This is a genomic window from Amycolatopsis sp. WAC 01375, from assembly GCF_003947325.1.
In the GTDB taxonomy this organism is placed as follows: Bacteria; Actinomycetota; Actinomycetes; order Mycobacteriales; family Pseudonocardiaceae; genus Amycolatopsis.
Genome location: NZ_QHHW01000027.1, coordinates 165750 through 180541 on the forward strand (window position 1 = coordinate 165750; position 14792 = coordinate 180541).

Here is a 14792-nt window from a genome sequence, read left to right on the forward strand (position 1 = left end):
CGACGGGGCCGGGTAATGCGTTGCCGTCTTGCTTCGGGGGCATCAACCCCTTGCGGCATTCAAGCAGTTCAGCGGCCACCGTGGAACCGGATGAACCACCAGAGGGCAGTGATCCTACTTCCGGTGGACCCTCCGTGTCGGTCGGTTGCCGGTCCCCGAAGGCGGGGAAGGTAACGTCGGCGGCCGTGATCCGCCGTGTCGCCGTGCTCCCGCAACCCCCACTGCTCATTCCCGAACTGGCCGCCGGAGCGGCGGACGAATGCGCCGAGCTGCGCGAAGCCTGTCTTGAGGCCGCGAGGCGGCTGACCAGCGCTTCGCCGGACTGGGTCGTCATCGGTGCGGCCTCGGGCGCGTCCGAAGTGCCGGAACACGCGAGTGGCTCCTTCCGCGGATTCGGCGTCGACGTCGGAGTGTCACTCAGCCGGGTGACAGCGCCCGAAACCGAGTTGCCGTTGCCCGCGCTCGTGGCCGGCTGGCTGCGCGAGCAGGGCGGCGCGTCGTCCGTCCGGGTCCATCTCGTCGATCCCGCCGCCCCGTCCGGCCAGTGCGAACAGCTGGGCCGTGAGCTGCGGGAGCACGCCGCGGTGCTCGTCCTCGGCGACGGTTCGAGCAGGCACGGCCCGCGTTCCCCCGGTGGCGAGGACGAGCGGGCGGAAGGCTTCGACGCAGGCATCCGCGACGCGCTGGCCAAGGCCGATGCCGAGTCGCTGGCCGGGCTCGATCCGGACTTCGCCGCGGAACTCGGGGCGGGCGGCCGCGCGCCGTGGCAGGTCCTCGCCGGTCTCGCGGCGGACGACGATTGGACCGCCGAGGTCCTCTATTCGGCCGCGCCGTTCGGCGTCGCCTACCACGTCGCGGTCTGGGAGCACGCGTGATCCGGCCGGTCGCGGTCGTCGGGCCAACGGCGACCGGGAAGACCGCGCTGGCGGTCGAACTGGCCCTCACCCTCGGGGGTGAGGTGGTCAACGCGGACGCGCTGCAGCTGTATCGCGGGATGGACATCGGGACCGCCAAGGCGACCATCGAGGAGCGTCGAGGTGTGCCGCACCATCTGCTGGACGTCCTCGACGTCACCGAGACGGCGTCCGTCGCCGCGTACCAGCGCGACGCGCGCGCCCGCGCCGAAGAACTGCTCGACGCCGGACGCGTGCCGATCCTCACCGGCGGGTCCGGTCTCTACGTCCAAGCCGTGCTCGACGACCTCAAGTTCCCGGGCACCGATCCGGACGTGCGTGCCCGGCTGACCGCCGAAGCCGACGGAATCGGCGTCGCCGCGATGCACGCCCGGCTCAGCGGACTCGATCCCGTCGCCGCCACGGCCATCCTGCCGACCAACACCCGCCGGATCGTGCGCGCGCTGGAGGTCATCGAGATCACCGGGGAACCGTTCTCGGCGAACCTGCCGAAACCCGGGCCCGCCCGCTACGACACGGTCCTGATCGGCATCGACCGCGAACCCGCCGAACTCGACGCCCGCGTCGACCGCCGCGTGGAGATCATGTTCGAAACCGGGCTCGTCGACGAGGTCCGGACGTTGCTGGGCCAAGGACTCCGTGACGGGCTCACCGCTTCGAGGGCGTTGGGCTACCAGCAGGTGATCGCCGCGATCGACGGCGACGGCGACTTCCAGGCCGCCGCCGAGGCCACCGCGCAGGCCACCCGGAGGTTCGTGCGCAGGCAACGGTCCTGGTTCCGGCGGGACAAGCGCATCCAGTGGTTCGACGGCGGTTCGGAGCGGCTGGCCGAACGCGTCCTCGAGGTGACGGCCCAGTAGCCTTGGGGCCATGGGCGGCATCGAATTCCTTAAGGGACACGGCACACAGAACGATTTCGTGCTGCTTCCCGACCCCGACGGCCGCCTCGAGCTGACCGAAGCGCGAGTGGCTGCGCTGTGCGACCGTCAGCGCGGTCTCGGGGCCGACGGTGTGCTCCGGATCGTGCGTTCGTCCGCACTGGATGTCGAGTCCGGCGGCGAATGGTTCATGGACTACCACAACGCCGACGGTTCCATCGCGGAGATGTGCGGCAACGGCGTCCGGGTCTTCGTGCGCCACCTGGTCGACTCCGGGCTGGTGACCGAGCGCGACTTCGTCATCGGCACCCGCGCCGGCGACAGGCCGGTCCGGATGCACGCGGACGGTTCGGTGACCGTGCAGATGGGGCCGGCGACCATCACCGGCACCTCGGTCACCGTGGTCGCCGGGAAGCCGTTCTCCGGTGTCGCGGTGAACGTCGGCAACCCGCATCTGGTGTCGGTCGTCGAGGACGACGTCGACCTGCTCGACCTGCGCGACCAGCCCGACTTCGACTCCGACGTGTTCCCGGAAGGCGTGAACCTCGAGTTCATCAACCTGCTGGGCGAGGACGCGCTGAAGATGCGCGTCCACGAACGCGGCGTCGGCGAGACACGGTCCTGCGGCACCGGCACGGTCGCCGCGGTCGCCGCCGCCCTGCACCTCGCGGGCACCGACACCGGCGAAGCGAGCGTCGACATCCCCGGCGGCCGCGTGGTGGTCGAGGTGCGCCGCGGCGGGTCCACACTGACCGGACCGGCGGAGATCGTCGCGCGCGGCGAACTCGACGAAGCTTGGTGGGCCGGGCTCGTCTAGCCCACCGCGATCGGTTCGCGTGGCAGATCACGAAGCTTCCGGATCGGCGAGAAGACCACCCACAACACCGCGGCCGCTTCGCCGACCGCGACGAACCAGAGCGTGCCGCGGATCCCGATCGCCTCACCGAGTACGCCGCCGATCAGCGCACCGAGCGGCAGCATCCCCCAGACGACGAACCGCACACTGGCGTTCATCCGGCCGAGCAGCCGGTCCGGGCACACGGCTTGCCGGTAGGACACCTGCGCGACGTTGTAGACGATGATCCCGAATCCGGCGATCGCCAGCGCGAGGGGGAACAACACGATCCGCCAGCCCGGCGCGGCGAGCGGGAGCAGCAGCTGGAACGGCCAGGTCAGCAGCGGGACGAGCCAGATCGACCGCGCCTGCCCGATCCGCCGGGTGATGGCCCCGGCCAGGATCGCCCCGAGGATCCCGCCAACGCCGCCGGTCGCCAGGACGAGACCGACGGCCGCCGGCGACAGGCCCAATTCCCGGTTCAGGAACAGGATCTCCACCGCGGTGAAGGCACCGTTGAATAGATTGGCGGTCGCGGTGCAGGCGACGATCGAGCGCAGGGCCGCGTCGGTGAACACGAACCGCAGCCCTTCGACGATCTGGGGGAGCAGCTTCGCGTCTTCATACTGCTCGGGAACCTCTTCGACGGTGCGGATCCGCAGCAGGCACAGCGCGGAGGTCAGGAAGCCCACCCCGGTCATCAGCACGGCGTTCGCGGCGCCCGCGAGCTGGACCAGCCCACCGCCGATGCCGGGTCCGGTCAGGAACGCCACCGACTGGCTGGCCTGGAGTTTCGCGTTGCCTTCCAGCAGATGTTCCCGGCCGACCAGTGACGGCAGATACGACTGGTACGCGACGTCGAAGAACACCGTCGCGACGCCGACGAGCGTGGCGACCACGATCAGTTGCGTCAGCGACAGGACCCCCGCCCACCAGGCGAGCGGAATCGTGAGCAGCAGCGCGGCGCGGACGAAATCGGCCCGCAGCATCAGCGCCCGCCGCCGCAGGCGATCCACCCACACCCCGGCAGGCAGTCCGATGATCAGGAACGCGATCGTCTCGGCCGCGGTCAGCAGCCCCATCTGGAACGGCGTCGCGGCCAGCACGGTGGCCGCGAGCAGGGGAATCACGGTGTGACCGGCGAAGGCGCCCACTTGGCTGGCCGTATCGCCCGCCCAGAGCCGCCGGAAATCCGCGTGGAAGAAGAGGGAATCTCTGCGCACGACGCCACCTTGGCCCGAGTGATTGGAAAGTGTCAATCACTTTCGGCTCTAGGCTGTCTCCGTGCCCACTCCACGACGCGCCGCCACCGAGGCCGAGATCGCCGCCATGGCCTCCGGAATAAGGCTGCGCATCATCCGGTTGACATATTCAGAGGCGCTGACCAACAAGGAACTCGCCGAACGGCTCGATCGCGACCCCGCGACGACGCTGCACCACGTGCGCAAGCTCGTCGACACCGGGTTCCTCGAAGCGCTCGCGCCGAGACGAGGCACGCGAGGCGCGAAAGAAATTCCGTATCGCTCGACCGGGTTGTCCTGGCATCTTGATTCCCGCGACAGGGGGATCGATCAGGCGATCTTCGAGGCCTACCTGGCCGAGATCGCCGACGTGGGATTCGACGAGGTGCAGCAGACGCGCCTGGTCGTCCAGGTACCGGACGAGCAGATCGCGGAGTTCGAAGCACGGCTCATGGAGCTTGTCGACGACTTCATCTCCCGGCCGGTCGACCCGGAAGCGAAACGCACGGCCATCTACTTGTCGAAGTATCCCAGCAGGTAATGAATTCGGTCCCGCCGCCGAAACGTGGGACCATGGAGGCACGATGACAGAACTGACACACAACGATCTGAACGACGACATGGACCCATCGACCGGCGAACTGGAGCTCGAGGACCGCGCCTCGCTCCGCCGGGTAGCGGGCCTGTCCACCGAACTCGCGGACGTCACCGAGGTCGAATACCGGCAGTTGCGCCTGGAGCGCGTCGTTCTGGTCGGTGTGTGGACCGAGGGCAGCGCCCTCCAGTCCGAGGCCTCGCTCGCCGAACTCGCCCGGCTCGCCGAAACGGCGGGCTCCGAGGTGCTGGAAGGCCTGGTGCAGCGGCGGATCCGCCCGGATCCCGCCACCTACATCGGCTCGGGCAAGGTCAAGGAACTGCGTGAGATCGTGGCGGCCACCGGCGCCGACACGGTGATCTGCGACGGCGAGCTTTCGCCAGGCCAGCTGCGCCAGCTGGAGGAGAAGGTCAAGGTGAAGGTCATCGACCGCACCGCCCTGATCCTCGACATCTTCGCGCAGCACGCCCGCTCCAAGGAGGGCAAGGCACAGGTCGAGCTGGCCCAGCTGCAGTACCTGATCCCGCGGCTTCGCGGGTGGGGTGCGGCGCTGTCCCGGCAGGCCGGTGGCCGGGCGGGCGGCGCCAACGGTGGTGTCGGTCTGCGCGGTCCTGGTGAGACGAAGCTCGAAACCGACCGACGGCGGATCAGCAAGCGCGTGTCGAAGCTGCGCCGCGAGATCGCCGCGATGGACACCATCCGCGAGACCAAACGCGGTCGCCGGGTGGCCAACGAGGTGCCGAGTGTCGCGATCGTCGGCTACACCAACGCCGGCAAGTCGAGCCTGCTCAACGCGCTGACCGGCGCCGGGGTGCTGGTCGAGGACGCGCTGTTCGCCACGCTGGATCCGACGACCCGGCGGGCGCAGACCCCTGACGGCCGCACCTACACGCTGACCGACACCGTCGGTTTCGTCCGGCACCTGCCGCACCAGCTGGTGGACGCGTTCCGGTCGACGCTGGAAGAGGCGGCCGGCGCCGATCTGCTCGTCCACGTCGTGGACGGTGCCGACCCGACGCCGGAAGAGCAGGTCAACGCGGTGCGCGAAGTGCTCGCCGAGATCACGAAGCGCCGTTCCGAGCCGCTCCCGCCGGAGCTGCTGGTGATCAACAAGGCCGACGCCGCCGACGAGGTGTCGCTGGCCCGGTTGCGGCACCAGATGGCCGGATCGGTGCAGGTGTCGGCGCGGACCGGCACCGGGATCACGGAGCTGGCCGAGGTGATCGCGGAGCGGCTGCCGAGGCCGGAGATCGTGGTCGAGGTGCTGATCCCGTACTCGCGAGGCGAACTCGTCTCCCGCGCCCACGCCGACGGCGAGGTGCTGGAGGAAGAGCACGTCGAGACCGGTACGCGCCTGGTCGTCCGCGGCAGGCCCGAACTGGCCGCGGCACTGAGCGACTTCCAGACGAACGGCTCGGCTCTGTAAGCAAGCAGGTACGTGAAGGCCTCCTTCATTGCGTTAGGGCGCGGTGAAGGGGGCCTTCACTTTGACTTCTGACGCTGGTGGTGGATCCGTGTCTGTGCCGACCCGTGCTGAGGTTCGCGACGTGCTCCAGGCCCTCGTCGATGGTGCGATCACGCGGGCACAAGCCAACGACTGGGCGCGTCCCTGGCTCGTTGACGACGGCTTTCCGGTCGAGGACGATCTGGTTCGGCGAACACTCGACCGGTTGTTCGGCGCCGACCTGATGACCTCACCGTCGAGCCACCTGCACGGCCCGGCCGACTTCCGGGCATGGCTGGACGAGTTCGATGCTCGCGAGTAGTGAGGACGGTTAGGGCGGTCCGTGAAGGACCCCTTCGTGTACTTGTGGGGGTCCAAGACCACGGGGCACCGCGCTCGCCCCTGAAAGTGGCCTTCGCGACATTCCGCCCTATCTCGGCGTTCCGACCGAACTGCGCGCCGTCCCGGACGTCTCCGTACTGTGGGGCTTCAGGGGTTCCACGGTACGGAGGTGGATGTGCGGGGGATTGTCGCGGCGGTGGCCGTGCTGGCGGCGTTCATCGGCGGGACGACACCCGCCGTGGCGCAGGAGGTTCCGGCTCCGCAGCCGGTGTGCAAGAACAGCGATTCCCGGCTCAGCGAGCTTTCCGGCCTCGTTTCCGACGGCGAGCACCTCTACGCCCTCAACGACGGCGGCACCAAGACGCAGGTTTTCGTCCTCGGCCGCGATTGCAAGGTCCAGAAGGTCATCTCGGCCGCCACGGACCCGTACGACCCCGAGGATCTCGCCCGCACCGCTGACGGCACCTTCTGGCTTTCCGACACTGGCGACAACCGCAAGCGGCGGGACACGGTCGCGCTGATCTCGCTGACCCCGCAAGGCAAGGCGACGTTGCACCGGCTCACCTATCCCGACGGGCAGCACGACGTCGAAGCGCTGATCATGGACCGTTCGGGCACGCCGTACCTGATCACCAAGGACCTCTTCGGCAGCTCCAAGGTGTACCGGCCGACAGGGCCGCTCGCCAGTCCCGGTCCGACTCCGCTGGAGAACGTGGGATCGCTGCAGATCAAGGAGACCTCGACGCAGGGCGGGCCGGCCGGATCGATCGGTTCGATGACGGTGACCGGCGCGGCGTCGATGGCCGACGGCTCGGTGGTCGCGTTGCGCACCTACACCGACGCCTATCTCTACGCCGTCACCGACGGAGACCTGAAGAGCGCGCTGCAGCGCGAGCCCGTGCGGGTGCCGCTGCCGAACGAGAAACAGGGGGAGGCGCTCGCCTTTGATCCGGACGGGACCTTGTTGTCCGGCGGGGAGGGCGTCGGAGAGCAGATCCGTGCGGTGAAGGGCGCGGCTGCGCTCGCCGTGGACGCGGCCAAATCCGAGGGCAGCACGTCGGGTGGGACGGCCGGTGGCACGGGCCAGGGAACCGACTTCCCCTACGTGCAGGTCGGTATCGCCGCGATCGTCGTGATCGGCGGCTTCCTGCTGGTCGGCAGACTCCGCAAACGGCGAGCCTGACCGAAGCTTGCCGAGCCTGACCCGGGTCTCCGCGACCCGGGATCCCGACTTGCTCCGGCTCCGGGCTACAGCCTGCGAAGAACGGCGACGACCTTGCCGAGGATAGTGGCGTCGTCACCCGGGATGGGTTCGTACGCCTCGTTGTGCGGCATCAGCCAGATGTGGCCGTCCTTGCGCTTGAACGTCTTGACCGTCGCCTCGCCGTCGATCATCGCGGCCACGATCTCGCCGGGGTCGGCCGTGGGCTGCTGGCGTACGACGACCCAGTCCCCGTCGGTGATGGCGGCGTTGATCATCGAGTCGCCGGTGACGCTGAGCAGGAAGAGCTCACCCTCACCGACGATTTCCCGAGGCAGCGGGAAGACGTCTTCGATCGCCTGCTCCGCCAGCACCGGCCCACCGGCGGCGATCCGGCCGACGAGCGGCACGTACGCGGCCTTCGCGGCGGACTGCGGCTGCTCGACGTCGATGCCCATCGGGTTGTCGTCCGTCGCGGCGAGCACGCCCACCGCACGCGGACGGTTCGGGTCGCGTCGCAGATAACCCTTGCGCTGCAGGGCCTGCAACTGGTGCGACACCGAAGAGGTGGAGGTCAAACCGACCGCCTCGCCGATCTCACGCACACTCGGCGGGTAGCCGAACCGGCTCACCCACAGCTTGATCACGTCGAGCACCTGCTGCTGCCGCACGGTCAGGGTCTCGTCCACCTCGTAGACCTCGGGCAAGGCGCGCACCTTACCCGAGCCCCTAGGCGCGTTCCCCGCCTTGCTCTCCTTAGCCACCGTATCGCTCCTTCATCTCCTGCGTCGCCTCCCAGTACGTCCGGTCGCCCGGACCGACTTCGCGTGTCTTCGCCGGTGGCGGACGATCTTCCCGCCCACGGCACCGGCGGCGTCCGCGCAGCAGACGCCCTGGTCAACGACGTTAGCCCGCCGGGACGACGATTTCAAACATCTGTTCGATGGACACGCCGTGTCGCTCGATTTTTGTCGGTGGGAGGTGGTACACATTCGCACGGGCGTTCGATAGAACGCCTGTTCGACCTTGATCGCCGGGCCGCGGCTCGGCGCCGAGCGCAGCAGGACTTGCGAGGAGGTTCCTATGTCGATTCTGGCCGATCGAGGACTGGCGCGGCCCAGTTCCCCCGGGCCCGTTCCGGCAGGGTTGACCAGGCCCGTTCGGGTGGTTCGGGGCAGGCGTGCCGAACCTTTGCGTCCGCCAACCAGGGCGCGGGTCGTGGCGGGCCGTCGCCCCGGCGTCGCCACCGCCTCCCCGGCGTGCCCGGCGCCGAGGCGGCTTCCGCTCAGGTGGCCGTCGCTCGTCGCGATGGCCTTGCTCGTCGCCGGCGTCATCACCGGATCGGGTCTGTTCTTGGCCGGTGTTCCGGGGGCCGCGGTACCCGAACGGACCATCACGGTGTCCGTTTCGACGGGGGAGACGCTGACGGATCTCGCGACGCGATTCGCGCCAGGCAGTGACACCGGCGCGGTCGTGGCCAAGATCAAGGAGCTCAACTCCCTGGAAAACGCTGTTCTCGTGCCCGGGCTGCCGCTCACGGTCCCGGTCGCGGCCGAGGTCGCGGAGGGTGGGAGGTGATCAGGAGGGCCGCTCTCACCCGCTGTGGGTGAGCTCCCCGTTCGTGTCTGATCGACCTGGCCGCCGCGCTTGCGTGCGTCCGACCTGCGATCTAGTCTCCACCGCTATATGTAGTAGTTACATGGCTGTAGTTGGTCCATAGCTTGGGGTAGACTCGGTACCAGTTGTCCACAGCTGGCCGGTGTTCACCCACCGGATGTCCACAGATCGATCCACATGTCGATCTTTCCCGTCGTTGCGTGGCGACGGGGGCGGATGTCCACTCGGGACCGGCCGGCGCGGAGGGGAAGGTGATCGGCGGATGAGGTGCCCGTTCTGCCGGCATGCGGACTCTCGGGTCGTCGACTCCCGAGAGGTGGATGAGGGTCAAGCGATCCGGCGGAGGCGCTCGTGCGCCGCCTGCGGTCGTCGCTTCACCACCTCGGAGACGATGGTGCTCGCCGTCGTCAAACGATCCGGGGTCACCGAGCAGTTCAGCCGGGACAAGGTGGTCCGGGGGGTGCGCCGCGCCTGTCAGGGCAGGCCGGTCGACGACGACGCGCTGCAGCAGCTGGCGCAGCGGGTCGAGGAATCGATCCGGTCGGCGGGGCTGGCGGAGATCCCGAGTCACGAGGTCGGCCTGGCGATCCTGGGCCCCCTGCGCGAACTCGACGGCGTCGCCTATCTCCGGTTCGCCAGTGTCTACCGCTCCTTCTCCTCGGTCGAGGACTTCGAGAAGGAGATCTCGGACCTCCGTGAGGCCATGGCTGCCACACCGGACGAGAGCGATCAAGACGCGAAAGACGGCTGAAGCCGCCTCCCGCGTGGGAGTGAGGGAAAAACCCATGACCGAGACCGTGGGAACAGGCAACCCGGCCACAGCGCGGACGAGTGGGAAGAAGAAGCAGGCGGGCGGGCTCACCGTGCGCCGGGTCTTCACCACCGAGGGCGTCCACCCGTACGACCAGGTCACCTGGGAGAACCGGGACGTCGTGATGACGAACTGGCGCGACGGCACGGTCAACTTCGAGCAACGCGGTGTCGAGTTCCCCGGCTTCTGGTCGGTCAACGCGACGAACATCGTCACCAGCAAGTACTTCCGTGGCGCCGTCGGCTCGGCCCAGCGCGAGCAGAGCCTCAAGCAGCTGATCGACCGCGTCGTCCACTCCTACGTCAACGCGGGCCGCGAACACGGCTACTTCGCGACCTCCGCCGACGCCGAGGTCTTCGAGCACGAGCTGACCTGGATGCTGCTGCACCAGGTGTTCAGCTTCAACTCGCCGGTGTGGTTCAACGTCGGCACGACGTCGAAGCAGCAGGTCTCGGCGTGTTTCATCCTTTCGGTCGACGACACCATGGAGTCGATCCTCAACTGGTACCGCGAAGAGGGCCTGATCTTCAAGGGTGGCTCCGGTGCCGGGCTGAACCTCTCCCGCATCCGTTCTTCGCGTGAGCTGCTGTCCTCCGGCGGCACCGCGTCCGGTCCGGTCTCCTTCATGCGCGGTGCCGACGCCTCCGCGGGCACCATCAAATCCGGTGGGGCCACCCGTCGCGCGGCGAAGATGGTCGTCCTCGACGTCGACCACCCGGACGTCGAGGAGTTCGTGCAGACCAAGGCCCGCGAAGAGGAGAAGATCAAGGTCCTCCGCGACGCCGGGTTCGACATGGACCTCTCCGGTTCGGACATCACCTCCGTGCAGTACCAGAACGCGAACAACTCGGTCCGTGTCTCCGACGAGTTCATGCAGGCCGTCGAGACCCAGGGCGACTTCGGCCTGCGGTCCAGGACGAGCGGTGAGGTCATCGACCGCGTCGACGCCAAGAAGCTGTTCCGCACCATCGCGCAGGCCGCTTGGGAATGCGCCGATCCGGGGCTGCAGTACGACGACACGATCAACGACTGGCACACCTGCCCCGAATCGGGCCGGATCACCGCGTCCAACCCGTGTTCGGAGTACATGCACCTGGACAACTCCAGCTGCAACCTGGCCTCGCTGAACCTGCTCAAGTTCGCCACCGAGGACGGCGGTTTCGACGCGCCGCTGTTCGCGAAGGCCGTCGAGCTGGTCATCACCGCCATGGACATCTCGATCTGCTTCGCCGACTTCCCGACCGAGGCGATCGGCGACACCACCCGTAAGTTCCGTCAGCTGGGCATCGGCTACGCGAACCTCGGCGCGCTGCTGATGGCGCTCGGGCACGCGTACGACTCCGACGGCGGCCGCGCGCTCGCCGCCGCGATCACCTCGCTGATGACCGGCGTTTCGTACCGCCGTTCCGCCGAACTCGCCGCGGTCGTCGGGCCGTACGAGGGCTACGCGCGCAACGCCGAGGCGCACCAGCGGGTCATGCGCAAGCATGCCGCCGCCAACGAACTGGTGCGGACCTACCACGCGAACGACGCCGCGGTCCGCGCGCTCGCGACCCAGGAATGGAAGCGCGGCATCGAACTGGGCGAGGCAGGCGGCTGGCGCAACGCGCAGGCCTCGGTGCTCGCCCCCACCGGCACCATCGGCTTCATGATGGACTGCGACACGACCGGCATCGAGCCGGACTTCTCGCTGGTCAAGTTCAAGAAGCTGGTCGGCGGCGGTTCGATGCAGATCGTCAACCAGACCGTCCCGCGCGCCCTGTCCGCGCTCGGATACCAGGGCGAACAGATCGAAGCGATCGTCGAGTACATCGCCCAGCACGGCCACGTCGTCGACGCTCCCGGCCTCCGCCAGGAGCACTACGAGGTGTTCGACTGCGCGGTGGGGGAGCGGTCCATCGCGCCGATGGGGCACGTCCGGATGATGGCCGCGGTGCAGCCGTTCCTGTCCGGCGCGATCTCCAAGACGGTCAACATGCCGGAGTCGGCGACCGTCGAAGAGGTCGAGGAGATCTACTTCCAGGGCTGGAAGTACGGCCTCAAGGCGCTCGCGATCTACCGCGACAACTGCAAGGTCGGCCAGCCGCTGTCCACCGGTAAGAAGGAGAAGGCCGCCCCCGAGGCCGAAAAGGTCGTCGAGTACCGGCCGGTCCGCAAGCGCCTGCCGAAGAAGCGTCCGAGCCAGACGGTGTCGTTCACCGTCGGTGGCGCCGAGGGCTACCTGCACGCCGGTTCGTATCCGGACGACGGGCTCGGCGAGATCTTCGTGAAGCTCGGCAAGCAGGGTTCGACACTGTCGGGCGTGATGGACGCGTTCTCGATGTCGATCTCGGTCGGCCTTCAGCACGGGATCCCTCTGGAGTTCTACGTTTCGAAGTTCTCCAACCTGCGCTTCGAGCCCGCTGGCATGACCGACGACCCGGACATCCGGATCGCCACCAGTGTCATGGACTACCTGTTCCGCAGGCTGGCGCTGGACTACCTGCCGTACGAGAAGCGTTCGCAGCTCGGCATCTTCACCGCCGACGAGCGTTCGGCACAGGTCGAGGCGAGCTACGGCGCCGCTCCTGCCGCGGAACAGGAGAACGTCGACCTCGACGCCCTTCGGTCCACTGTGGACTCGTCGACCGGCGCTCCCGCCAAGGTGGCGCATTCGACGGCGGAACTGGTGGAGCTGAACCTCGGCACCGCCTCCGACGCGCCGCTCTGCATGACCTGCGGCACCAAGATGCGGCCCGCCGGTTCCTGCTACGCCTGTGAAGGCTGCGGAGCGACCTCCGGCTGTAGCTGATCCCGATGCCTGCTTCGGCGGACGACCGACGTCGTTCGCCGGAGCAGGCGCCGGTGAACCCGGTTGTGCGGTGGCCCGTCCGCTGCTGAACTGGTCTCGTGTTCGATGTCCGCTGGGAACGGCCGCTGCATCAAGCCGGTTCGCCGTCCGCGATGGCGGCCACCGCACGCCACCTGGTCGTGCACGAGCGAAGTACGCGATTGGTCGGCCTGGAGCCTGCCGGCGGCTCGGTGCGTTGGGATGTCCCGGTCGGGACATGGCCGCGTGCGATCGTGATCGACGAACCGTATTGCTTGGTGGTTCCGCAGAACAGCAGCAGGCTGGTCTGCCTGGACGTCGAAACCGGCGAAGACGTCTGGCAGGCGGAGCCGGGCTCGTTCGCCGGTCATGTCGTCGTAGACGAAGAGCTCGTGCTCGTGGGCGGCTGGCGCGGCTATACGCCACTGTCCGCGGTGGACCTCCGCACCGGTGCTTTGCGTTGGCGGGCGAGAGAGTGCGGAAGCACGGTCCGTCCGGCAGCGACCGAGGCCGGTTTCCTCCTCGGCAAGCCGGGCGGCGACTCCGTACGTTTGATCGATCGAGGTGACGGCCGGGAACTGGTCACCTGGTCCTTGCCGGAGCCATTGGTCGGGCCCGACACCGGGCCGGCCTTTCGTGTGGACGACGACGGTGGCGTCCTCGTGCGGTGCGGCGACCGCTTGGTCGTACGTATCGCCCTGTCCGAGACGAAAGCCGAGACAGTGGTCCGTTCCGAGCGCGCTCTCGCGTCCAGGGCGGTGGACCTGTGTGGCGGCTTGCTCTGGCTGGCCGAGCGGCGTGGTGGCTACACAGTGGTCGACGCGTCGGACGGCGCCGAGCGGTGGAGGATCCGGCACGACCGGCGGTTCGTCCCCTCGGTCGCTTCCGCGGACGGAGGGTTCGTGATCGCCGACGAGAGCGGGTTGTTGTTCCGGATCGACTTGGCCGGAACGGTGAGCGAGCGCGTCCGGATAACCCAGCGGATCCGAGGCCTTCGCGAGCAAGCGCCTTCAAGGTTCGTTCTGCTCACGAAGGGGTCCTTACTCGCTGTCGACGCCGGGAGGCTCTGATGACCGCTGACAGTGGAATCGTCGACCCGTTCGGCACGCTCAAGCGGGCGCTCTGGATCTGCGGCGGCCAGTGGGCGGGAAAGTCCACCGTGTCCCGGCTTCTCGCGCGTCGTCACGGCATCACCGTGTATCACTACGACTTCCACGACGCCCGCGCGCACGAGGACCGGCGCGTGGCCCACCGCCTCCGCAACGGTTTGCCCGCGGCGGATCCCGACCCGGACGCCGTCTGGGTCGACCCCACTCCCGAACGGATGGCCGCCGACACGATCGCCGGCTTCCCGCTGCGGTTCGAATGGGCTCTGGACGATCTGCGCGCGTTGGTCTCCGGTCGCCCGATCCTCGCCGAGGGCTGGGGTTTGCGCCCGGAACTGGTCGCGCCCCTCCTGGATTCACCGCGGCGGATGATCGTGATGGTGCCCACCGACGGTTTCCGCGAGCATCAGCTTCGCGTGCTGCCGCGGGCCGTCGCGGTGGCGCACCGGGTCAGCGATCCCGAGCGCGCGCAACGCAACCGAATCGAGCGAGACCGTCTTGTCGCCGAAGACGCCGTCCGCGCGGCGAAGAGCCTCGGCGTCCGGGTGCTGGAAATCGACGGCTCAGCAGACGCCGAGGCGGTCGCGGACGTCGTCGCCGAACACTTCGCTCCCTACCTGGTCTGAGCGAGATCGAGGACGAAGGTCGCCACCGCCAGCGCGAGGAATCCGGCAGGGAAGGCGATGTTGTAGAGGACGCGGGCGCGCACATGGGTGAGGACGGCGCCGACGTAGAACAGCACGAGCCCGGCGGCCGCAGCGGTCCCGATGTACGGCACCCCGAGCAGGCCGAGCAGCAGCCCGGCCGCGCCCGCGGCTTTCAGCGAAGCCAGTGGCGGGATCCAGGACTGAGGCACGTTGACCTCGGCGGAGTTCTTCAGGACGAACGGGATCCGCGCGAAGTCGGCGGCGGCGATCCCGGCGTTGATCACGATCGTCAGGATGGCGAGGGTGAGATATGCGGTGGACATGCCCACTGGACGAGGCCCGCGCCCGGAAC

The 14792-nt window shown here is 68.5% G+C and carries 15 protein-coding genes; 12 read left to right on the forward strand and 3 right to left on the reverse strand.

Annotated features, from left to right (window positions below; translation table 11 throughout):
- Window positions 1-185 precede the first annotated feature (185 nt).
- The 3 genes from DL991_RS17445 to dapF are packed head-to-tail and all read left to right on the forward strand — an operon-like array spanning window position 186 to window position 2609.
- A complete protein-coding gene (locus DL991_RS17445; protein WP_125785370.1) occupies window positions 186-875 on the forward strand; it encodes a class III extradiol dioxygenase subunit B-like domain-containing protein in 690 nt (229 codons plus the stop codon).
- The gene (gene miaA / locus DL991_RS17450; protein WP_199753988.1) at window positions 872-1774 is read left to right on the forward strand and encodes a tRNA (adenosine(37)-N6)-dimethylallyltransferase MiaA; all 903 of its coding nucleotides are present in this window, start codon (window positions 872-874) and stop codon (window positions 1772-1774) included. Before DL991_RS17445 ends, miaA begins: the two co-directional genes overlap by 4 nt.
- Before the next feature lie 10 nt (window positions 1775-1784).
- A complete protein-coding gene (gene dapF, locus DL991_RS17455) occupies window positions 1785-2609 on the forward strand; it encodes a diaminopimelate epimerase (RefSeq protein ID WP_125785371.1) in 825 nt (274 codons plus the stop codon).
- Here dapF and DL991_RS17460 read toward each other — a convergent pair.
- Window positions 2606-3850, reverse strand: a complete 1245-nt coding sequence (locus tag DL991_RS17460) for an MFS transporter (RefSeq protein ID WP_125785372.1) — start codon at window positions 3848-3850, stop codon at window positions 2606-2608. The two genes, dapF and DL991_RS17460, sit on opposite strands and share 4 nt — an antisense overlap.
- Window positions 3851-3911: 61 nt before the next feature.
- Here DL991_RS17460 and DL991_RS17465 point away from each other — a divergent pair, with 61 nt between their 5' ends.
- The 4 genes from DL991_RS17465 (at window position 3912) to DL991_RS17480 (ending at window position 7432) form a co-directional block, all read left to right on the forward strand.
- Window positions 3912-4409: a transcriptional regulator gene (locus DL991_RS17465; RefSeq protein ID WP_125785373.1), complete on the forward strand. Its 498-nt coding sequence runs from the start codon at window positions 3912-3914 to the stop codon at window positions 4407-4409.
- A gap of 43 nt (window positions 4410-4452) precedes the next feature.
- On the forward strand, window positions 4453-5889 hold the full coding sequence (hflX, locus tag DL991_RS17470; protein ID WP_125785374.1) for a GTPase HflX: 1437 nt from the start codon (window positions 4453-4455) through the stop codon (window positions 5887-5889).
- 121 nt (window positions 5890-6010) lie between these two features.
- Window positions 6011-6229 (forward strand): hypothetical protein, encoded by a 219-nt coding sequence (locus DL991_RS17475; RefSeq protein WP_125785375.1) that lies wholly within the window; start codon window positions 6011-6013, stop codon window positions 6227-6229.
- Window positions 6230-6424: 195 nt separating this feature from the next.
- Window positions 6425-7432, forward strand: a complete 1008-nt coding sequence (locus tag DL991_RS17480) for a hypothetical protein (protein WP_125785376.1) — start codon at window positions 6425-6427, stop codon at window positions 7430-7432.
- A 65-nt stretch (window positions 7433-7497) separates the two neighbouring features.
- On the opposite strand, the gene lexA is transcribed toward DL991_RS17480, so the two are convergent.
- Window positions 7498-8214 (reverse strand): transcriptional repressor LexA, encoded by a 717-nt coding sequence (gene lexA / locus DL991_RS17485; RefSeq protein ID WP_125785377.1) that lies wholly within the window; start codon window positions 8212-8214, stop codon window positions 7498-7500.
- Window positions 8215-8668: 454 nt separating this feature from the next.
- On the opposite strand from lexA, the gene DL991_RS17490 reads away from it, so the two are divergent.
- The 5 genes from DL991_RS17490 (at window position 8669) to DL991_RS17510 (ending at window position 14419) form a co-directional block, all read left to right on the forward strand.
- Complete coding sequence (locus tag DL991_RS17490) at window positions 8669-9028, forward strand: LysM peptidoglycan-binding domain-containing protein (RefSeq protein ID WP_233598883.1); 360 nt, start codon at window positions 8669-8671, stop codon at window positions 9026-9028.
- Window positions 9029-9329: 301 nt separating this feature from the next.
- Complete coding sequence (gene nrdR / locus DL991_RS17495; RefSeq protein ID WP_034311932.1) at window positions 9330-9818, forward strand: transcriptional regulator NrdR; 489 nt, start codon at window positions 9330-9332, stop codon at window positions 9816-9818.
- A gap of 34 nt (window positions 9819-9852) precedes the next feature.
- A complete protein-coding gene (locus DL991_RS17500; protein ID WP_125785378.1) occupies window positions 9853-12669 on the forward strand; it encodes a vitamin B12-dependent ribonucleotide reductase in 2817 nt (938 codons plus the stop codon).
- A gap of 98 nt (window positions 12670-12767) precedes the next feature.
- Window positions 12768-13757, forward strand: coding sequence for a PQQ-binding-like beta-propeller repeat protein (locus DL991_RS17505; RefSeq protein WP_125785379.1), 990 nt, complete (start codon window positions 12768-12770; stop codon window positions 13755-13757).
- Entirely contained in the window at window positions 13757-14419 is a 663-nt protein-coding gene (locus tag DL991_RS17510) for a hypothetical protein (RefSeq protein ID WP_125785380.1), read from the forward strand. The genes DL991_RS17505 and DL991_RS17510 overlap by 1 nt, the downstream gene beginning before the upstream one ends.
- On the opposite strand, the gene DL991_RS17515 is transcribed toward DL991_RS17510, so the two are convergent.
- A complete protein-coding gene (locus tag DL991_RS17515; protein ID WP_125785381.1) occupies window positions 14407-14763 on the reverse strand; it encodes a DoxX family protein in 357 nt (118 codons plus the stop codon). The genes DL991_RS17510 and DL991_RS17515 overlap by 13 nt on opposite strands.
- Window positions 14764-14792 lie beyond the last annotated feature (29 nt).